The following is a 22711-nucleotide window of genomic DNA, read 5'->3' as shown; positions in this document are numbered from 1 at the left end:
AACAGGTGTGGGGTTCGTGAGCCGATCGGCCGCGTCTGCACCCACCTGTGCACGAAGCCGGCCCGCCGGCGGTGGTGTGGTCAACGAATCGGCAGATTCCGATCGATAGCAAGCTCTGGGCGGGTGGGTCATGGCGGACGAAGACAAGCTCCTCGAACACCTGAAGTGGGTGACCTCCGAGCTCCGCCTGGCGCGTCGGCGCCTGACCGAACTGGAGGACGAGGACGCCGAGCCGATCGCGATCGTCGGCATGGCCTGCCGTTTCCCGGGTGGCGTCGCCTCACCGGAGGATCTCTGGGACGTCGTAGCCGGCGGGGTGGACGCCACCGGCGCGTTCCCCGACGACCGGGGCTGGGACCTCGACCGGCTCTACGACCCCGACCCCGACCACCCCGGCACCACGTACAGCAACCGGGGTGGCTTCCTGCGCGACGCGGGCCTGTTCGACCCGGCCCTGTTCGGGATCTCGCCGCGCGAGGCGCTGGCCATGGACCCGCAGCAGCGCCTCCTGCTCGAGGTGACCTGGGAGGTCTTCGAGCGGGCCGGCATCGACGCCGCGTCGGTCCGGGGCAGCCGTACCGGGGTGTTCGTCGGCACCGCGGGGCAGGACTACACGTCCGTGCTGCGGCAACTGCCCGAGGGCACGGAGGGCTACGTCCTCACCGGCACCGCCGCGAGCGTCATGTCCGGTCGGCTGGCCTACTCCTTCGGACTGGAGGGGCCAGCCGTCACCATCGACACCGCCTGCTCCTCGTCGCTGGTCGCCCTGCACCTCGCCGGCCAGGCCCTGCGCGACGGTGAGTGCTCCCTCGCCGTCGCCGGCGGCGTCACCGTGCTGACCACGCCGGGTGCCTTCGTCGAGTTCTCCCGCCAGCGGGGGCTCGCCTCCGACGGGCGGTGCAAGGCGTTCTCCGCCGACGCCGACGGGACCGGCTGGTCCGAGGGCGTCGCCATGTTGCTCGTCGAGAAGCTCTCCGACGCCCGGCGCAACGGGCACCCCGTCCTGGCGGTGATCCGGGGCAGCGCCGTCAACCAGGACGGCGCGAGCAGCGGGCTGACCGCCCCCAACGGCCCCGCGCAGCAGCGGGTGATCCGGCAGGCGCTGGAGAACGCCCGGCTCAGCCCGTCCGACGTGGACGCCGTCGAGGCGCACGGCACGGGCACCCGGCTCGGCGACCCGATCGAGGCGCAGGCGCTGCTGGCCACGTACGGGCAGGGCCGCACCGCCGGCCGCCCGCTGTGGCTGGGCTCGCTGAAGTCGAACATCGGCCACCCGCAGGCCGCGGCCGGCGCCGGCGGCGTCATCAAGATGGTGATGGCCATGCGGCACGGCGTGCTGCCGCCCACCCTGCACGTGGACCGGCCCTCACCGCACGTCGACTGGTCGACCGGCGCCGTGGCCCTGCTCGACGAGGCGCGCCCGTGGGCCGGCGGCGAGCACGTCCGCAGGGCGGGCGTGTCGTCCTTCGGCATGAGCGGCACGAACGCCCACCTGATCCTGGAGCAGGCGCTGGCCCCCGACCCGGCCGGCGACCACGCCACCCCGTCCCGCCGTCCCGCCGTCGTGCCCATGCTGCTCTCCGCCGCGCAGCCGGCCGCGCTCGCCGCCCAGGCCGACCGGTGGGCCCGCTGGCTGACCGGCGACGAGCGACAGCGTCCGCTCGACGTGGCCTTCTCCTCGGCGGTGGCCCGCGCGACGCTCGACCGGCGCGCGGTGGTGCTCGCCGGGGACCGCACGAGTCTGCTGGCGAGCCTGCGATCCCTGGCGGCGGGCGAGTCGTCGGGCACGGTGGTCACGGGCCAGGCCGGGGACCGGGGTCCGCTGGCGGTGCTCTTCTCCGGCCAGGGCGCGCAGCGCACCGGCATGGGCCGCGAGCTGTACGCCGAGTTCCCCGTCTTCGCCGCCGCCCTCGACGAGGCGTGCGGGCATCTCGACCGGGTGCTGCCGCGCCCGCTCAAGGAGGTGCTGTTCGCGCCGGAGGGCTCCGCCGAGGCGGAGCTGCTGGACCAGACCGCGTTCACCCAGGCCGGGCTCTTCGCCGTCGAGGTGGCGCTGTTCCGCCTCGTGGAGTCGTTCGGCGTGGTGCCGGACTTCGTGGGCGGGCACTCGATCGGTGAGATCGCCGCCGCGCACGTGGCCGGGGTGCTGTCCCTCCAGGACGCCTGCCTGCTGGTGGCGGCGCGGGGCCGGCTCATGCAGTCGCTGCCCGACGGCGGCGGCATGCTCGCCGTGGCCGCCGACGAGGCGGCCGTGACGGAGTCGATCGCCGGGCTGACCGACCGAATCGGCATCGCGGCCGTCAACGGCCCGACCTCCGTCGTGGTCTCCGGCGCCGTCGACGCCCTCGACGAGGTGGAGCGCGTCTGGCGCGACCGGGGTGTGCGTACCCGCCGGTTGGCCGTCAGCCACGCGTTCCACAGCCCGCTGATGGAGCCGGTGCTGGAGCGCTTCCGCGGCATCGTCGAGCGGCTGGACCTCGCCGCCCCCACGCTGCCGATCGTGTCGAACCTGACCGGTGTGCTCGCCGACGCCGACGAGATCCGCACCGCCGACTACTGGGTACGGCACGTCCGCGAGGCGGTCCGCTACGCCGACGGGCTCGCCGCGCTGCGCGACGCCGGGGTCGACACCTTCCTGGAGGTCGGCCCGCAGAGCGTACTGACCGCGATGACGACCGACGTGCTGCCCGACGACGACGTGCTCGCCGTCGCAGCCCAGCGCCGGGACCGGCCCGAGGCGCAGGCGCTGCTGCACGCCCTCGCCGAGCTGCACGTGCACGGGTTGCCGGTGTCCTGGCAGGAGTGGTTCGCCGACACCGGCGCCGCCCGGGTCGGCCTGCCCACGTACGCCTTCCAGCGGGAGCGGTTCTGGCCCGAGGTGCTGCCGTGGCGGGTCGGCGACGTGTCGGGCGCCGGCCTCGGCGTCGCGGGGCACCCGCTGCTCGGCGCGGCGGTGCGGCTCGCCGGCGACGACGAGGTGGTGCTGACCGGCCGGCTGTCGACGTCGACGCACCCGTGGCTGGCCGACCACGTGGTCGGCGGCAACGTGGTGGTGCCGGGCACCGCCCTGGTGGAGCTGGCGGTCCGCGCCGGCGACGAGGTGGGTGCGTCGCGGGTACGGGAGCTGACCGTGGCGGCGCCGCTGGTGCTGCCCGAGTCCGGGGCGGTACGCGTGCAGGTGCGCGTCGGCGCTGCGGACGACGCCGCCGTGCGGACGGTGTCCGTGTACTCCCAGCCCGAGGATGACGACGACACCGACTGGGTGCGGCACGCCGACGGTCTGCTCGAACCGGTGTCGGCCGACGAGCCGGGACTCGGCGAGTGGCCGCCGGCGGGCGCGACCGAGGTGGACCTGACCGGCTGGTATCCGGCGCTGGCCGAGCACGGCCTGTCGTACGGGCCGGTGTTCCAGGGCGTACGGCGGGCCTGGACGGCCGACGGCGAGGCGTACGCCGAGGTGGCGCTGCCGGACGGGGCGGCCGGGGACGCGAGCGCGTTCGGGGTGCATCCCGCGCTGCTGGACGCCGCGCTGCACCCGGTGGCGCTGCTGCTCGAGGCCGAGGCCACGGGCGGGCCGCGCGTGCCGTTCGCGTTCGAGGGCGTGCAGGTGCACGCCTCCGGCAGCCGGGCGCTGCGGGTGCGGCTGACCCGGGACGGCTCCGGGGTGCGGCTGGTCGCCTGCGACGGCTCGGGCGCGCCGGTGGTGTCGGTGGACTCGCTGGTGCTGCGGGAGATGACCGCGACGGCGACCCGGGGCGGTGCCGCCCGGTCGCTGTACGAGGTGACCTGGCAGGCCGAGCAGATCGAGAGCGTCGACGACCTTACGGGGTGGGCGGTGCTGGGCCGGCCGGCACCGGACGCGCCGCCGGAGGTGCCGGTCTTCGCGGACGTGGCGACCCTGGGGGCGGACGGGGCCACGTCCCGGCACGTGCTGCTGACGGTGCCCGCCGGCGTTCCCGGCGTCGCCGTGCCGGAGGCCGTGCGGGCGGTCACCAGCGGTGTGCTGGACGTGCTGCGGTCCTGGCTCGCCGCCGAGCCGCTGGCCGACACGAAGCTCGTGGTGGTGACCCGGGGCGCGGTGGCCGCCGGGGACGACGACCAGGTCACCGACCTGGCTGCCGCCGCCGTCTGGGGCCTGCTGCGCTCGGCGCAGTCGGAGCACCCGGGGCGGATCGTCCTCGCCGACATCGAGGGCGAACTGACCCCCGCGACCCTCGCCGTGCTGGCCGGGGCCGCCGTCGACCCGTCGGTCTCCGGCGGCCAGCTCGCGGTGCGCGGCGAGCGCACCCTCGTGCCGAGGCTGGCGCGGCCGGTGGGTGACGAGCTGACCCCGCCGTCCGGGCCGTGGCACCTCGCCCCCGTCACCGGCGGCACCCTGGACGGGATCGGGCCGGTGCCGGCCACGCCCGTGGAGCTGGGCGAGGACCAGGTGCGCGTCGCCGTGCGCGCGGCCGGCGTGAACTTCCGGGACGTGCTGATCGGCCTGGGTATGTACCCGGATCCGGCGGCCGTTATGGGCAGCGAGGGCGCGGGTGTCGTGGTCGAGGTCGGCCCCGGCGTGACCGACCTGGCGCCCGGTGACCGGGTGATGGGCATGTTCGAGCTCGGGTTCAGCCCGCAGGCCGTCGCCCATCGCCAGCGCATCGCCAAGATGCCCGCCGGCTGGTCCTTCACCCAGGCGGCGTCAGTCCCCCTGGTGTTCCTGACGGCGTACTACGCGCTGCGGGACCTCGCCGGGCTGCGGTCCGGCGAGTCGGTGCTGATCCACAACGGCGCCGGTGGCGTCGGGATGGCCGCCATCCAGGTCGCCCACCACCTCGGCGCCACCGTCCACGCGACGGCGAGCCCCGGCAAGTGGGGCGTGCTGCGGGGCCTGGGGGTTGCCGGGGAGCGGATCGCGTCGTCGCGGACCACCGAGTTCGAGCAGACCTTCGGCGCGGCCACCGGCGGTGCCGGGGTGGACGTGGTGCTCGACGCGTTGGCCGGCGATTTCGTGGACGCGTCGCTGCGGCTGCTGCCGCGCGGTGGCCGGTTCGTGGAGATGGGCAAGGCCGACGTACGCGACCCGGAGGCGGTCGCCGCCGACCACCCGGGCGTGGCGTACCGCGCGTTCGACCTGAACGAGGCGGGCAGCACCCGCATCGGCGAGATGCTCACCGAGATCCTCGACCTCTTCGCGCGGGGCGCGCTACGCCCGCTGCCCGTACGGGCGTGGGACGTGCGTCAGGCCCGGCAGGCGCTGCGGCACGTCAGCCAGGCCCGCCACGTCGGCAAGGTGGTGCTGCGCATCCCCGCGCCCGCCGACCCCGACGGCACCGTGCTGCTCACCGGCGCGGCCGGAACCCTGGCCGGCGTGCTCGCGCGGCACCTCGTCGCCACCGGCCAGGCCCGCCGCCTGCTGCTGGCCTCCCGCCGCGCACCCGGCCGGGACGACGCGTACGCCACCCTGGTCCGGGAACTGACCGACGCGGGCGCCGACGTCACCGCCGTGGCCGTCGACGTCAGCGACCCCGCGCAGGTCACCGAGCTGGTCGCCGGGATCGACCCGGCGCACCCGCTGAGCGCCGTGGTGCACACCGCCGGCGTGATCGCCGACGCGACCATCGGTTCGTTGGACGATTCCGCCCTGCGTGCGGTGCTGGTGCCGAAGGTGGACGCCGGGTGGGCGTTGCACGAGGCGACCGCGCACCTGGACCTGTCGGCGTTCGTGCTGTTCTCGTCGGTGGCGGCCACCCTCGGCTCGCCGGGGCAGGGCAACTACGCGGCCGCGAACGCGTTCCTCGACGCCCTCGCGCAGCACCGCCGGCAGCAGGGGCTGCCCGCCACCAGCCTCGCCTGGGGCATGTGGGCCACCGACAGCACGATGACCGCCCACCTCGACGGCGACGACCAGCACCGGCTGCGGCGCGTCGGGATGAGCCGGCTCTCCCCGGCCGAGGGCGCCGAACTCTTCGACGCCGCCCTGCTGGCGGCCCGACCGGTGCTCGTCGCGGCCCGCCTTCACCTCACCGGCGAGGCGAGCGGCGTACCGCCGCTGATGCGGCACCTGCTGCGCGGCGGCGGCCGACGCCGCACCGCCACCGACCGGCCGACCGTCGGCGCGTCGTGGCGCGAGCGGCTCGACGGCCTGTCCGAGGCCGACGCCCGGCAGGCGCTCGTCGACCTGGTCTGCGGCCAGGCCGCCACGGTGCTGGGGCACGCCTCGGCACAGGCGGTCCCCGCCGCCCGCGCCTTCAAGGACCTGGGCTTCGACTCACTGACCTCGGTGGAACTGCGCAACCGCCTCGGTGCGGCCACCGGGCTGCGGCTGACCGCCACGCTGGCCTTCGACCATCCCACCCCGGCCCGGCTGGCCGAGCACCTGTTCGCGCAGCTCGGCCCGGCCACGGGCGCCGGCGCCACCGTCCGTACGGTCGTCACCGCCGACGCCGACGAGCCGATCGCCATCATCGGCATGGCCTGCCGCTACCCCGGCGGCGTCGCCACTCCCGAGCAGCTGTGGCAGCTCGTCACCTCCGGGGCCGACGCCATCGGCGAGTTCCCGGCGGACCGCGGCTGGGACCTCGACCGGCTGTACGGCACGGACGGCGACCAGGCCGGCGGCACGGTCACCCACCAGGGCGGCTTCCTCTACGACGCGGCCGACTTCGACTCCGGCTTCTTCAACATCAGCCCCCGTGAGGCCCTCGCCATGGACCCGCAGCAGCGGCTGCTGCTGGAGACCGCCTGGGAGAGCTTCGAGTACGCCCGCATCGACCCCGCCGCCCTCAGCGGCACCGCCACCGGTGTCTTCGTCGGCGCCGCCTCATCCGGCTACGCCACCAGCGGACGCGACGACCTGGACGGCCTCGAGGGGCACCTGCTGACCGGCACGGCGGGCAGTGTCGCCTCCGGGCGGGTCGCCTACATGTTCGGCCTCGAAGGCCCGGCGGTCACCGTCGACACCGCCTGCTCCTCGTCGCTGGTGGCGCTGCACCTCGCCGCCCAGGCGCTGCGCGGCGGCGAGTGCGACATGGCACTGGCCGGCGGGGTGGCGCTGATGGCGCAGCCCGGCATGTTCTCCGAGTTCTCCCGGCAGGGCGGCCTCGCCCCGGACGGGCGGTGCAAGGCGTTCGCCGCCGGCGCGGACGGCACCGGCTGGTCCGAGGGCGTCGGCATGCTGCTCGTGGAGCGCCTCTCCGATGCCCGGCGCAACCGGCACCGGGTGCTCGCCGTGCTGCGCGGCTCCGCCGTGAACCAGGACGGCGCGTCCAACGGGCTGACCGCGCCGAACGGCCCGTCGCAGCAGCGGGTCATCCGCCAGGCCCTGGAAAACGCGCGGCTCGCCCCGGCCGACGTGGACGCGGTCGAGGCGCACGGCACCGGCACCGTCCTCGGCGACCCGATCGAGGCGCAGGCGGTGCTGGCCACCTACGGCCAGGACCGTGCCGTCGGCGAGCCGCTCTGGCTCGGCTCGATCAAGTCGAACATCGGCCACTCCCAGGCGGCCGCCGGGGTGGCCGGCGTGATCAAGATGGTGCTGGCGATGCGGCACGGCGTGCTGCCGCCGACCCTGCACGTGGACGAGCCCTCGCCCCACGTCGACTGGAGTGCCGGAGCCGTCGCCCTGCTCACCGAGGCCCGGCCGTGGCCCGCCGTCGACCGGCCCCGCCGGGCCGCCGTGTCGTCGTTCGGCATCAGTGGCACCAACGCACACACCATCATCGAACAGGCGCCCGGCGAGCCGGCCCCGACGCCCGTGCCGGCGGGGCACGTTCCCGGCCTTGTCGGGCCCGCCGCCGTACCCCTGCCGGTCTCCGGCAGAAGCCCTCGCGCGCTCCGGGCGCAGGCCGCCCGTCTCGGCGAACGGCTCGCCGGCGACGCCGACCTCGACCCGCGGGATCTCGGCTTCTCCCTGGCCACCCAGCGGGCGCACCACCCGTACCGCGCGGTCGTCGTGGCCGCCGGCCGGGACGACGCGCTCGCCCGGCTGGCCACCCTCGCCGACGGCGACACCTCCCCGACGGGCGTGGACGCCGCGTCGAAGGTCGTCTTCGTCTTCCCCGGCCAGGGCTCCCAGTGGACGTCGATGGCGCTGGACCTGATGGAGACCTCGCCGGTCTTCCGGCAGCGGATGGACGAATGCGCCGAGGAGCTGTCCCGGCTGGTCGACTGGAACCTGGGGGACGTGCTGCGGCAGGCGCCCGGCGCGCCGCCCCTGGACCGGGTGGACGTGGTCCAGCCCGCGCTCTTCTCCGTCATGGTGTCCCTCGCGCAGCTCTGGCGCGCGTGCGGCGTCGAACCGGCCGCCGTCATCGGGCATTCGCAGGGGGAACTCGCCGCGGCCTGCGTCGCCGGCGCGTTGACCCTCGCCGAAGCCGCGCGGCTCGTCGTGGCGCGCAGCCACGGCCTGCTGTCGATCGCGGGTCGCGGCGGCATGGTCTCCGTGCCGCTCCCGGCCGTCGACACCGAGCGGCTCATCGCGCCGTGGCGGGGCAGCCTCTCCGTCGCCGCCCTCAACGGCGCCGCCGTGACAGTGGTCGCCGGCGAATCGGCGTCGGTCGCCGAACTGCTCGCGCACTGTGCCGAGCGCGACGTCCGCGCCCGGCAGATCGCCGTCGACTTCGCCGCGCACAGCGGCCACGTCGACCCGATCCGCGACGAGGTGATCGCCCGGTTCGGCACTGTGGACCCCCGCTCCAGCACCGTGCCCTTCCACTCCACAGTCACCGGCGAGCCGATCGACACCGCCGGGCTCGACGCCGACTACTGGTACCGCAACCTGCGGGAGCCGGTCCGGCTCGCGCCGGTCGTGGACCAGCTGATCGAGCAGGGCTTCCGGACGTTCGTCGAGGTCAGCCCGCACCCCGTACTCAAGATCGCCGTGCAGGACGCGCTCGACCGGAAGGCCGACGGCGGCGTGGTGGTGGGCTCGCTGCGCCGCGACGGGCACGGGCCGCGTCAGCTACTGGCCAACCTCGGCGAGCTGCACGTCGCCGGCGTGCCCGTCGACTGGTCGCGCGTCTTCGTCGGCTCCGGCGCCACCCCTGTCGACCTGCCCACGTACGCCTTCCAGCGGGACCGGTTCTGGCCGGCGCTCGACCGCTCCGCCACCGGCGACGTGTCGGGCGCGGGGCTGGGCTCGGCAGGGCACGGGCTGCTCGGCGCGGCGGTGCGCCTCGCCGGCGACGACGAGGTCGTGCTGACCGGCCGGCTGTCGGCGTCCACGCACCCGTGGCTCGCCGACCACGTGGTCGGCGGTGCCGTGGTGCTGCCGGGTACGGCCCTCGTCGAGCTCGCGGTGCGCGCCGGCGACGAGGTCGGCGCCTCCCGGGTGCGGGAACTGACCGTCGCCGCGCCGCTGGTGCTGCCGAACCCGGGCGCGATCCGCGTGCAGGTGCGGGTCGGTGCGGCCGACGGCTCCGGAACCCGGAGCGTGGCGGTGCACTCGCAGCCCGACGGCGACCCCGAGGACCCCTGGACGCGGCACGCCGACGGTCTGCTGGAGCAGGCCACCGACGAGCCGGCGTTGGGCTCCTGGCCGCCGGCCGGAGGCACCGAGGTGGACCTCGCCGGCTGGTACCCGGCGCTCGCGGAGCGCGGCCTGGCCTACGGACCGGCGTTCCGGGGCCTGCGGCGGCTGTGGACCGCCGGCGAAGAGGTGTACGCCGAGGTGACCCTGCCGGACGAGGCAGCCGGCGACGCCGACGGCTTCGCCGTGCACCCGGCGCTGCTGGACGCCGCCCTGCACCCCGTCGGGCTGCTGCTGGCCGAGCGCTCCGGCGGACCGCGCGTGCCGTTCGCGTTCGAGGGCGTGCAGGTGCACGCTTCCGGCGCCCGGACGCTGCGGGTGCGGCTGACCCGGGCGGGCTCGCGCGTGCGGCTGGTGGCCGGGGACGAGTCCGGCGTGCCCGTGGTGTCAGTCGAGTCGCTCGCCCTGCGGGAGATGACCGACGCCACCGGCGCGGAGGCCGCGGAGCGGTCGATGTTCGAGGTGACGTGGCAGGCCGAGACGGTCACCCCGGCGCGGGACGTCTCCGGCTGGGTGCTGCTCGGCGACGGACCCGCCCCGGCGGGCCTCGTCACGCCTGTGTTCCCGACCGTCGGCGAGCTGACCGCGGCGGTCTCGGCCGGTACGGTCGAGGCGCCCCGCGCGCTCGTGGTCCCCGTGCCCGCCGGCACCCCGGAGGGCGACCTGCCCGACCTCGTCCGTACGGCCACCGCCCGCGTCCTGGCCGTGCTGCACTCCTGGCTGGACAGCGAGGCGCTGGCCGACACCACGCTCGTCGTGCTGACCCGGGCGGCGGTGGCCGCCACCCCGGCGGACGCGGTGCGGGACCTGCCCGGCGCGGCGGTCTGGGGCCTGCTGCGCTCGGCCCAGTCCGAGCACCCGGGGCGGATCGTCCTCGCCGACGTCGACGGGGAACTCACCCCGGCCGCCCTCGCCGTGCTGGCCACCGTGGCCCAGGATCCGTCGCCGACCGGCGGCCAGGTGGCCGTACGCGGCAACGAGGTGCGCACGCCCCGCCTGGGCCGGCCCGCCGGCCAGGCCGCCGACGAACTCGTCCCGCCGGACGGACTGTGGCGGGTCGGGGCGGTCAGTCCCGGCACCCTCGACGGCGTCGGCATGGTGCCCGCCACCTCCGCCGCCCTGGACGCGGGCCAGGTGCGCATCGCGGTGCGCGCGGCCGGCGTGAACTTCCGGGACGTGCTGATCGGCCTGGGCATGTACCCGGATCCGGCGGCCGTGATGGGCAGCGAGGGCGCGGGTGTCGTGGTCGAGGTCGGCCCGGGCGTGACCGACCTGGCCCCCGGCGACCGCGTGCTCGGCATGTTCGAGCCGGCCTTCGCCCCCGAGGTGATCGCCACCCGCGACCTCGTGGCGAAGATCCCCGTCGGCTGGTCGTTCGCGCAGGCCGCCTCCGTGCCGGTGGTGTTCCTGACCGCGTACTACGCGCTGCGGGACCTCGCCGGGCTGCGGTCCGGCGAGTCGGTGCTGATCCACAACGGCGCGGGTGGCGTCGGCATGGCCGCCATCCAGCTCGCCCGGCACTGGGGCGCGACGGTCTATGCCACCGCCAGCCCCGGCAAGTGGGGCGTGCTGCGGGAACTCGGGGTGGCCGAGGAGCGGATCGCGTCGTCGCGGACCACCGAGTTCGAGCAGGTCTTCGGCGCGGCCACCGGCGACGCCGGCGTCGACGTGGTGCTCGACGCCCTCGCCGGTGAGTTCGTGGACGCGTCGCTGCGGCTGTTGCCGCGCGGTGGCCGGTTCGTGGAGATGGGCAAGGCCGACGTACGCGACGCCGAAACCGTCGCCGCCGACCACCCGGGCGTCACCTACCGCGCGTTCGACCTCAACGAGGCCGGGCACCGGCGCATCGGGGAGATGCTCACCGAGCTGCTCGACCTGTTCACACGCGGCGCGCTGCGCCCGCTGCCGCTACGGGCGTGGGACGTGCGCCAGGCCCGGCAGGCGCTGCGCCACATCAGCCAGGCCCGGCACATCGGCAAGGTCGTCCTGCGGGTGCCCGCCCCCGCCGACCCGGACGGCACCGTGCTCGTCACCGGCGCCGGCGGCGCCCTCGCCGGCGTGTTCGCCCGGCACCTCGTCGCCACCGGCCAGGCCCGGCACCTGCTGCTGGCCTCCCGCCGTGGCCCCGAGCACTGCCGGGAGCTGGTCGACGAGCTGACCCGCGCGGGCGCCCGGGTCACCGCCGGCACCGCCGACGTGACCGACCCCGCGCAGGTGACCCGGCTGCTGGAACTGGTGGACCCGGCGCACCCGCTGAGCGCCGTGGTGCACACCGCCGGCGTGATCGCCGACGCGACCATCGGTTCGTTGGACGATTCCGCCCTGCGTGCGGTGCTGGTGCCGAAGGTGGACGCCGGGTGGGCGTTGCACGAGGCGACCGCGCACCTGGACCTGTCGGCGTTCGTGCTGTTCTCGTCGGTGGCGGCCACCCTCGGCTCGCCGGGGCAGGGCAACTACGCGGCCGCGAACGCGTTCCTCGACGCCCTCGCGCAGCACCGCCGGCAGCAGGGGCTGCCCGCCACCAGCCTCGCCTGGGGGCTGTGGGCGACCAGCAGCGCCATGACCGCCCACCTGGGCGGCAACGAGCACCGCAAGGCGATCCGCGCCACCAGCGCCCCGTTGACCGACCGGCAGGGCGTGGCGCTGTACGAGCTGGCGCGACAACGCGGGGCGGCGCACCTCGTCCTCATGAACCTGCCGCCGGCGTCGCGGGCGACCGGCCAGAACGTGCCCAGCCTGCTGCGGGACGTGGTCCGCGCGGGAGGCCCGGCCCGGCGCGCGGTGGGTCGCGGCCTCGCGGACACCGCCTCCGTACGCGACCGGCTGGCGACGCTCGGCCCGGCGGAGCGGCGCTCCCACCTGCTCGACCTGGTGGCCGCCAGCGTGGCGGCAGTGCTCGGGCACCGCTCGGCGGAGACCGTCGACGCCCAGCGCGCCTTCAAGGAGCTGGGCTTCGACTCGCTCACCTCGGTGGAGCTGCGCAACCGGCTCTCCGCCGCGACCGGCCTGCGGCTGCCCGCCACCGTGGCGTTCGACTACCCGGCCCCGGTGGTGCTCGCCGAGTTCCTGGACCGGGAGCTCGGCGGCGCGGCGGTCGTGGACCGGCCCGCCGCGGTCGGCACCGCCGCCGCCCTCGACGAACCGATCGCCATCATCGGCATGGCCTGCCGGTTCCCCGGCGACGTGCAGACCCCCGAGCAGCTCTGGGGTGTGGTCACCGCCGGCGCCGACGTCATCTCGCCCTTCCCCACGGACCGGGGCTGGAACCTCGACGACCTGCGCGCCGACGGCGAGGACCCGGGCGCCGTACCACGGCAGGGTGGCTTCCTCCACGACGCCGCCCAGTTCGACGCCGCCTTCTTCGGGATCTCGCCCCGCGAGGCCCTGGCGATGGACCCACAGCAGCGGCTGCTGCTGGAGACTTCCTGGGAGGCCTTCGAGCGGGCCGGGATCGACCCCCACTCGGCGCGGGGCAGCAGCACCGGCGTCTACGTCGGCCTGATCTACCACGACTACGCCTCCCAGGCCGCCGGCGGCACCGACGAACTGGACGGCCACGTCGGCAACGGCAGCGCCGGCAGCGTCGCCTCCGGCCGCATCTCGTACCTGTTCGGCCTGGAGGGCCCTGCCGTCACCGTCGACACCGCCTGCTCGTCATCGCTGGTGGCGCTGCACCTGGCCACCCAGGCGCTGCGGCAGGACGAGTGCCGCCTCGCCCTCGCCGGCGGGGTGAGCGTCATGTCCACCCCCGGCATGCTCACCGAGTTCTCCCGGCAGCGCGGCCTGTCGCCCGACGGGCGGTGCAAGGCGTTCGGCGCCGGTGCCGACGGCACCGGTTTCGCCGAGGGCGTCGGCATGCTCCTGCTGGAGCGCCTCTCCGACGCGCAGCGCAACGGTCACCGCGTGCTCGCCGTCGTGCGCGGCAGCGCCGTCAACCAGGACGGCGCCAGCAGCGGTCTGACCGCGCCGAACGGCCCCGCCCAGCAGCGGGTGATCCGGCAGGCGCTCGCCAACGCCCGGCTCGCCACCACCGACGTGGACGCCGTCGAGGCGCACGGCACCGGCACCGCCCTCGGCGACCCGATCGAGGCGCAGGCGCTGCTGGCCACGTACGGGCAGGGCCGGCCGCAGGACCGTCCGCTGTGGCTGGGGTCGGTCAAGTCGAACATCGGCCACGCCCAGGCGGCGGCCGGCGTCGCCGGTGTGATCAAGATGGTGCTGGCGATGCGGCACGGCGTGCTGCCGCCGACCCTGCATGCCGAGAAGCCGTCCCCGCACATCGACTGGACGGCCGGGTCGGTCGCGCTGCTCACCGAGGCCCGGCCGTGGCCCGCCGTCGACCGGCCCCGCCGCGCGGCGGTGTCGTCGTTCGGCATCAGCGGCACCAACGCGCACACCATCGTCGAGCAGGCCCCCGAGCCCGCCCCGGCGCAGGCCGCCCCCGCCACGGACGTCCCGGGCGGCCTCGTCGCCTGCGTCCTGTCGGCCCGCGACGAGGCCGCCCTGCACGAGCAGGCGCGCCGGCTGCGGACCCTCGTCGACGGCGAGCCGGACCTGACCATCGCCGACGTGGGCCGGGCCCTCGCCACCGCCCGCAGCGCCTTCGAGCACCGCGCCGTGCTGCTGCCCGCCGACCGCGCCGGGCTGCTCGCCGCCCTCGGTGCGCTGGCCGACGACGAGCCCTCGGCCGCCGTCGTGCGGGGGATCGCCCGCAGCGGCCGCACCGCCTTCCTCTTCTCCGGCCAGGGCGCGCAGCGCGCCGGCATGGGTCGCGAGTTGTACGTGGCGTTCCCGGTGTTCGCCGCCGCCCTCGACGAGGCGTGCGGTCACCTGGATCCGCTGCTGCCGCGTCCGCTGCGCGAGGTGCTGTTCGCTGCGGCGGGCACGCCGGGGGCGGGGCTGCTGGATCAGACGGTGTTCACGCAGGCGGGGCTGTTCGCGGTCGAGGTGGCGCTGTTCCGCCTGGTGGAGTCGTTCGGCATCGTGCCGGACCTGGTGGCCGGGCATTCCATCGGTGAGATCGCGGCGGCGCACGTGGCCGGCCTGTTCAGCCTGGCCGACGCGTGCGCGCTGGTCGCGGCGCGGGGTCGGCTCATGCAGGCGTTGCCGGCCGGCGGTGGCATGCTCGCCGTCGCCGCCGACGAGGCCGCGGTGGCCGAGTCGATCGCCGCACTCGCCGACCGGGTCGGCGTCGCCGCCGTCAACGGCCCCGCCGCCGTGGTGGTCTCCGGCGCCGCCGAGGCCCTCGACGAGGTGGAGCAGGTCTGGAGGGACCGGGGTGTGCGTACGCGCCGGCTCACCGTCAGCCACGCGTTCCACAGCCCGCTCATGGAGCCGATGCTGGCCGAGTTCCGGCAGACGCTCGACGGGCTGACGTTCCACTGGCCCGTCCTGCCGATCGTGTCGAACCTGACCGGGCAGGTCGCCGACCCCGACGAGATCGGCACCCCCGACTACTGGGTCCGCCACGTACGCGAGACCGTTCGCTTCGCCGACGGGGTCGCGAGCCTGCGCGAGCGCAACGTCCGTACCTTCCTCGAACTGGGCCCCGACGCGGTGCTCGCCGGCATGGTGGGCGCCTGCCTGCCGGACGACGACGCCGCGGCGGTTGTGGCGACCCTGCGCCCCGGCCGACCCGAGCCGGCGTCGCTTGTCCACGCGCTTGCGGAGCTGTACGCGCACGGCACGCCGGTCACCTGGACCGCCCTGCTGCCGGCCGGAACCCGCCCGGTCGACCTGCCGACGTACCCGTTCCAGCGGCAGCGCTTCTGGCCGGCCGTTGGCCGGCTGCGCGCCGCCGACGTCAGCGGCGCCGGCCTCGGCGTGGCCGAGCACGGTCTGCTCGGCGCGGCCGTGGACCTGGCCGGCGACGACGACGAGATCGTGCTGACCGGCCGGATCTCCCCGACCACCCACCCCTGGCTGGCCGACCACGTCGTCTCCGGCGTGCCGCTGGTCCCGGGCACGGCCCTCGTGGAGCTTGCCGTCCGCGCCGGCGACGAGGCGGACCTGCCGCGGCTGCGGGATCTGACGGTGCTCGTGCCGCTGGTGCTCCCCGAGTCCGGCGCCGTACGGATCCAGGTGCGGGTGTCCGCGTCGGAGTCCTCGCAGCGCCCCGTCGCCGTCTACTCCCGCCCCGACGACGACCCCGAGGCGGGCTGGACCCGGCACGCGGAGGGCGTGCTGGAACCGGCCACGGCCGACGAACCGCAGCCGGCCGCCTGGCCGCCCGCCGGCGCCACCGAGGTGGACCTGACCGGCTGGTACCCGGCGCTGCTCGAACACGGCCTGTCGTACGGGCCGGCGTTCCAGGGGCTGCGCCGGGTGTGGACCGGCGAGGACGACGTCTTCGCCGAGGTGGTCCTGCCGGACGACGCGGCGGCGGAGGCGGCTCGCTTCGGCGTGCACCCGGCGCTGCTGGACGCCGCCCTGCACCCGATCGGGCTGCTGCCGGGCACCGAGGAGACGGGCGGGCCGCGCGTGCCCTTCGCCTTCGAGGGCGTACAGGTGCACGCGTCCGGCGCGAGGCTGCTGCGGGTGCGGTTGACCCGCAACGGCTCCGCGGTGCGGCTGACCGCCCGCGACGAGGCGGGCGCGCCGGTGGTGTCGGTGGACTCCCTCGTCCTGCGGGAGCTGACCGGGGTGGTCGCCCCGAACGCGGCGTCGCGCTCCCTGTTCGAGGTGGCCTGGCAGGCCGAGGAGGCCGACCCGGTCGACGACGTGTCGGGCTGGGCGGTGCTGGGCGGGCCGGCCCTGCCGGGCGTCCCCGGTGGCCCCTCTGCCGAGACGATCCGGCAGCTGCGCGCCGCCATCGACGCCGGCATCGCCCCGCCGCGCCTGCTGCTCTTCACGCCGGCCGCGTCGCCCGCCGACGACGGCGACCCGGCGGAGGCCGTACGCACGGTCACCACCGACGTGCTGGGCCTGGTGCAGGAGTGGCTGGCCGTCGACGCGCTGGCCGACTCGACGCTCGTGGTGGTGACCCGGGGCGCGCTGGCCGTCCGCGACGGGGACCGGGTGAGCGACCTGGCCGCGGCGGCCGTGTGGGGCCTGCTGCGCTCCGCGCAGTCCGAGCACCCCGGTCGCATCGTCCTGGCCGACGTCGACGACGCGATCAACCCCGGCACGCTCGGCGTCCTGGCCCGCTTCGCCGGGGATCCGGCCGGCGGTCAGGTCGCGGTGCGTGCGGGTGGGGTGTTCGTGCCGCGTCTGGTGCGTGCGGTGGTGCCGGCGTCGGTGGAGACGCCGGTTGTGGGTGATGGTGCGGTGTTGGTGACCGGTGGTACGGGTGCGTTGGGTGCGTTGGTGGCGGAGCATCTGGTGTCGGCGCATGGTGTGCGGTCGCTGGTGTTGGTGTCGCGTCGTGGTCCGGCGGCCGCGGGTGCGGGTGAGTTGTCGGAGCGGTTGTCGGCGCTGGGTGCGTCGGTGCGGGTTGTCGCGTGTGACGTGACGGACCGGGATCAGGTCTTCGGGCTGGTGGCTGAGGTTTCCGCTGGGGGTCGGTTGGCGGGTGTGGTGCATACCGCTGGTGTGCTGGATGACGGGGTGGTCGAGCGGGTCACCGAGGAGCGTCTGGCGGGGGTGTTGGCGCCGAAGGTGTCGGCGGGTTGGTTGTTGCACGAGGCGACGGCGGGTCTGGGTCTGGATCTGTTCGTGGTGTTCTCGTCGGTGGCGGGTGTGTTGGGTTCGCCGGGTCAGTCGGCGTATGCGGCGGGTAACGCGTTCCTGGACGGGTTGGCGGTGTGGCGGCGGCAGCTCGGGTTGCCGGCGGTCAGCCTGGCGTGGGGGATGTGGGACACCGCCGGCATGGCCGCCTCGATCGGCGGCAACGACCGGGCCCGTACGGCACGCGCCGGACTCCGACCGATGAACGCCCGCACCGGTCTGGAACTCTTCGACGCCGCCGTGGGGGCACAGCGGGCGGCCCTGGTGCCGGCCGCGATCGACGTACCCGCGCTGCGGGCGGCAGCAGCCGGCGCGGTCGTACCGCCGATGCTGCGCAACCTGGTCGACGTGGCGACGAACCGCCGCCGCGCCGGCCAGGGCGCCCCGGGCGGCTGGGCCGACCGCCTCACCGGCCTCAGCGCAGAGGACGGCCTCGCGCAGGTCGACCAGCTGATCCGGGGCCTGGTCGCGCAGGTTCTCGGGCACGGTGGTGCGGAGTCGGTGCCGGCGGACCGGGCGTTCAAGGACCTGGGCTTCGACTCGCTGACCGCCGTCGAGCTGCGCAACCGGGTGAACGGCGCGACCGGCCTGCGCCTCACCTCGACCCTGGTGTTCGACCACCCGTCCCCGCAGGTCCTGGCGGCCCACGTGTACGCGGAACTCGCCGGCACCCGGCCCGGCGCCGTCACGACCGACGAGGCGGCGACCGGCGACGCCGACGAGGCGGTCGCGATCGTCGGCATGGCCTGCCGCTACCCCGGCGGGGTGGAGTCTCCCGACGAGCTGTGGAAGCTGGTCAGCGCCGGTGGGGAGGGCATCGGGGAGTTCCCGGCCGACCGGGGCTGGGACCTGGAGTCGCTGTACGACCCGGACCCCGACCACGCCGGCACCTCGTACACCCGCCACGGCGGTTTCCTGTACGGCGCGGCAGAGTTCGACCCCGGTTTCTTCGGTGTCTCGCCGCGCGAGGCCCTCGCCATGGACCCGCAGCACCGGCTGCTGCTGGAGGCGTCCTGGGAGACGTTCGAGTCGGCGGGCCTGGACCCGTCGGGCCTGCGGGGCAGCCGGACCGGCGTCTTCGCGGGCGTCATCTACCACGACTACTCGACGCGGCTCATGGAGACGCCAGAAGTCGAGGGCTACATCGGCACCGGCAACTCGGGCAGCGTGCTGTCCGGCCGGGTCGCGTACACGTTCGGTCTCGAAGGCCCGGCGGTCACTGTCGACACGGCGTGCTCGTCGTCGCTGGTGGCGCTGCACCTCGCGGTGCAGGCGCTGCGCAGCGGCGAGTGCGACCTCGCGCTCGCCGGTGGCGTGACGGTGATGGCGACGCCGGGGACGTTTGTGGAGTTCTCGCGGCAGCGGGGTCTGTCGGCCGACGGCCGGTGTAGGTCGTTCGCGGCGTCGGCGGACGGTACGGGCTGGTCCGAGGGTGTGGGTGTGTTGCTGGTGGAGCGGCTGTCGGACGCGCGGCGCAACGGGCACCGCGTGCTGGCGGTGGTGCGGGGCACGGCGGTGAACCAGGACGGTGCGTCGAACGGGCTGACCGCGCCGAATGGTCCGTCGCAGCAGCGGGTGATCCGCCAGGCGCTGGCGAATGCGCGTCTGTCGCCGTCGGATGTGGACGTGGTGGAGGCGCACGGCACGGGTACGACGCTGGGTGATCCGATCGAGGCGCAGGCGTTGCTGGCGACGTACGGGCAGGACCGGCAGGGGCGGGAGCCGCTGTTGTTGGGGTCGGTGAAGTCGAACATCGGGCATGCGCAGGCTGCGGCCGGTGTGGCTGGTGTGATCAAGATGGTGTTGGCGATGCGCCACGGCGTCGTCCCGGCGACGCTGCACGTGGACGAGGCGTCCCCGCATGTGGACTGGTCGGCGGGGGCGGTTGCCCTCGCCACCGAGGCGATGCCGTGGCCGCGGGTGGGTCGGCCGCGTCGGGCGGGGGTGTCGTCGTTCGGGATTTCCGGCACGAATGCGCACGTGATCATCGAGCAGCCGCCCGCCGAGGTGGTTGAGGGGGAGGTCGTCGTCCGCGAGGTGCCGCCGGTGGTGCCGGTGCTGCTGTCGGCCCGCGACGCCGCCGCACTCGCCGGCCAGGCGGGCCGGTGGGCGCGGTGGCTGAGCGTCGACGAGGCCCCGCGCGGCGTGGATGTGGCGTGGTCGTCGGTGGCGTCGCGGTCGGTGTTGGAGCACCGGGCGGTGGTGTCCGGGGCGGGCCGGGACGAACTGCTGGCGGGTCTCGCGGCAGTGGCGGCCGGCGAGCCGTCGGGGGCCGTCGTGACTGGTTCCGCCGCCGCACGCGGCCAGTTGGCGTTGCTGTTCTCGGGTCAGGGTGCGCAGCGTGCGGGGATGGGCCGCGAGTTGTACGGGGTCTTCCCGGTGTTCGCCGCCGCGTTGGACGAGGTGTGCGGGCACCTGGATCCGTTGTTGCCGCGTCCGTTGCGGGAGGTGCTGTTCGCTGAGGCGGGTAGTGCTGAGGCGGGGTTGCTGGATCAGACGGTGTTCACGCAGGCCGGGTTGTTCGCGGTCGAGGTGGCGTTGTTCCGCCTGGTGGAGTCGTTCGGGATCGTGCCGGACATGCTGGCTGGTCACTCGATCGGTGAGGTGACGGCGGCGCATGTGGCGGGTGTGTTGTCCCTGTCCGACGCGTGCGTCCTCGTGGCGGCGCGGGGCCGGTTGATGCAGGCGCTGTCCACGGGCGGCGGCATGCTGGCCGTGGCGGCCGACGAGGCGGCGGTGGTCGAATCGATCGCGGGGCTGACCGACCGGGTGGGCGTCGCTGCGGTCAACGGGCCCGCCGCCGTGGTGGTGTCGGGTGCGGTCGACGCGCTCGACGAGGTGGAGCGGCACTGGCACGAGCGGGGCGTGCGTACGCGTCGCCTGACGGTGAGTCACGCGTTCCACAGCCCGTTGATGGAGCCGATGCTGGCCGATTTCCGGGCCGTTCTCGACGGGTTGGAGTTCGCCGCGCCGTTGTTGCCGGTCGTGTCGAACGTGACCGGGGCCCTGGCCGGCGACGAGATCCGCACGGCCGACTACTGGGTGCGGCATGTGCGCGAGGCCGTGCGGTTCGCCGACGGGATCACCGCTCTGCGGGCTGGCGGGGTGGACACGTTCCTGGAGGTCGGGCCGCAGAGCGTGCTGACCGCGATGGCCGGCGACGTGCTGCCCGACGACGACGCCGTGCTGGCCGTCGCGGTGCAGCGCCGGGACCGGCCGGAGGTGCAGGCGTTGCTGCACGCCCTGGCGGGGTTGCACGTGCACGGCGTGCCGGTGACCTGGACGCAGTGGTTCGCCGAGACCGGCGCGCGGCGGGTGGACCTGCCCACGTACGCCTTCCAGCGGGAGCGGTACTGGCCCGAGCCGGCGAGCCGGCCGCGGCAGACGGCGACCCACGGCGGTGACGCCGACTTCTGGAAGGCCGTCGAACGCGGCGACCTGAGCGCCCTCGCCGCCCAGTTCGGCGACGACGGCGCCGCCCTGGACGCCCTCACCCCGGCCCTGCCGGTCCTGTCGACCTGGCACCGGGCGCGCACGCAGCGGGCCGTCCTGGACACGTGGTCGTACCGCGTCGGATGGAAGCGCACCGACATCACCGCCGGCCCGGCGCGGCCCGGCGCGTGGCTGCTCGTGACGGCGCAGGACGACCTGGCGGACGGCACCCGGGCGGAGGCGGTCACCAAGGCCCTCGCCGAGGTCGGCGCCGACGTGGTCCGGCTCACCGTCGACCCGGCCGGCACCGACCGGGCGGGCCTCGCCCGGCGGCTGGGCGACGCGCTGGCCGACGGTCCCGTCACCGGCGTGCTCTCCCTGCTCGGCCTCCGCGACCAGCCGCACCCCGCCCACCCGGCCGTGCCGGTCGGAACGGCCGCCACGCTGCTGCTGCTCCAGGCGCTGCACGACACCGGGGCGACGACCCGGCTGTGGTGCCTGACGCAGGGCGCGGTCAGCACCGGCGACGGGGACACCGTGCACGCTGCCGTCCAGAGCGGGCTCTGGGGCCTGGGGCTCGTGGCGGGCCTGGAACACCCCCACCTGTGGGGCGGGCTGGTGGATCTGCCCGAGCAGGCCGACGCGACGGCCTGGGACCGGCTGGCGCGGGTGGTGACCGGCGCCGGCGACGAGGACCAGCTTGCCGTACGCCCCTCCGGGGTGTTCGTCCGTCGCCTGGTCCGCTCGGCGCCCGCCGCCCCCGACACGGCGCAGCGGTGGCGGCCGTCCGGCACCCTGCTGGTCACCGGCGGCACCGGCGCGCTGGGCGCGCACGTGGCCCGCTGGGCGGCGGCCAACGGGGCGGAGCACGTCGTGCTGACCAGCCGCCGCGGCGGGGACGCCCCGGGGGCCGTGGAGCTGCGCGAGGAGCTGACCGCCCAGGGCGTACGGGCGTCGGTCGTCGCCTGCGACGTCGCCGAGCGCGACCAGGTGGCGGCGCTGCTGGCCCGCCTCGACGAGGATCCGGCGCCGCTGACGGCCGTGGTGCACGCGGCGGGCGCCGGCGAGTCCGGGCTGATCGCCGACACCGACCTGGCCGCGTTCGCGGGCGTGCTCGACGGCAAGGTGGCCGGCGCGTTGCACCTGGACGCCCTGCTCGGCGACCGGCGGTTGGACGCGTTCGTGCTCTTCTCCTCCATCGCGGGGGTGTGGGGCAGCGGCGGTCAGTCCGCGTACGCCGCCGGCAACGCCTTCCTCGACGCACTCGCGGAGCAGCGGCGCGGCCGTGGCCTGGCGGCGACGTCCGTGGCCTGGGGGCCGTGGGCCGACGGCGGCATGGCCACCGGCGATGCCCAGCAGATGCTGGCCCGACGCGGCCTGACCGCCATGGCGCCGGCCGACGCCGTGCACGCCATGCGGTACGCCGCCGGCCTGGCCAGGGCGGCGCTGACCGTGGTGGACGTCGACTGGGCGGTCTTCGCCCCGGCGTACGCCTCGGCCCGCCCCCGGCCGCTGCTCGACGACATCGCCGAGGCCCGGGAGGCGCTGCACGCCCACGCCGTGGAGCAGCAGCCCGGCGGTGCTGCCGACGCCCTGCGGGAGCACCTGCTCACCCTGCCCCACCGCGAGCAGGTCCGGCACCTGGTCGACCTGGTCCGTACGCACGCTTCGGCCGTGCTCGGCCACGCGGGAACGGACCGGGTCAAGCCGCAGCGGGCGTTCAAGGAGCTCGGATTCGACTCGCTGACGGCGGTCGAGCTGCGCAACCGACTGACCGGCGTCACCGGCCTGTCGCTGCCCGCGACCCTTGTCTTCGACTACCCGAACCCGGCCGTGCTCGCCGAGAACCTGCTCGACGGCCTGCTGCCCGAGGCGGCGCAGGCGGACGACGGCGACCCGGCGGAGGCGGCCGTCCGGCAGACGCTAGCGGCGATCCCGCTGGCCCGCCTCCGCGAGGCCGGGCTGCTGGACCTGCTGCTCAACCTCGCCGACACCGACGGCGACGACGGTGACGAGTCCACCGACGAGGACCTGGACCTCGACGACCTCGACACCGACGCCCTCGTCAGGCTGGCACTTGACGGAACCGATTCCTGACCGTTG

General features: G+C 75.5%; 1 protein-coding gene. It reads left to right on the top strand.

Features of this window, described 5'->3' with window-relative positions; all coding sequences use genetic code 11:
• Positions 1-130 precede the first annotated feature (130 nt).
• On the top strand, positions 131-22705 hold the full coding sequence (locus KSK32_RS31595) for a type I polyketide synthase (protein ID WP_216935502.1): 22575 nt from the start codon (positions 131-133) through the stop codon (positions 22703-22705).
• Positions 22706-22711: the final 6 nt, after the last annotated feature.

This window comes from Micromonospora sp. WMMB482 (assembly GCF_019038635.1).
GTDB lineage: Bacteria > Actinomycetota > Actinomycetes > Mycobacteriales > Micromonosporaceae > Micromonospora > Micromonospora marina.
Note: the sequence above shows the minus strand (reverse complement) of the source record. Positions and strands in the feature narration are given on the sequence as shown.

Coding starts and splice junctions, on each gene's coding strand:
- KSK32_RS31595 (WP_216935502.1), top strand. CDS start 131: ATGGCGGACGAAGACAAGCTCCTCGAACACCTGAAGTGGGTGACCTCC.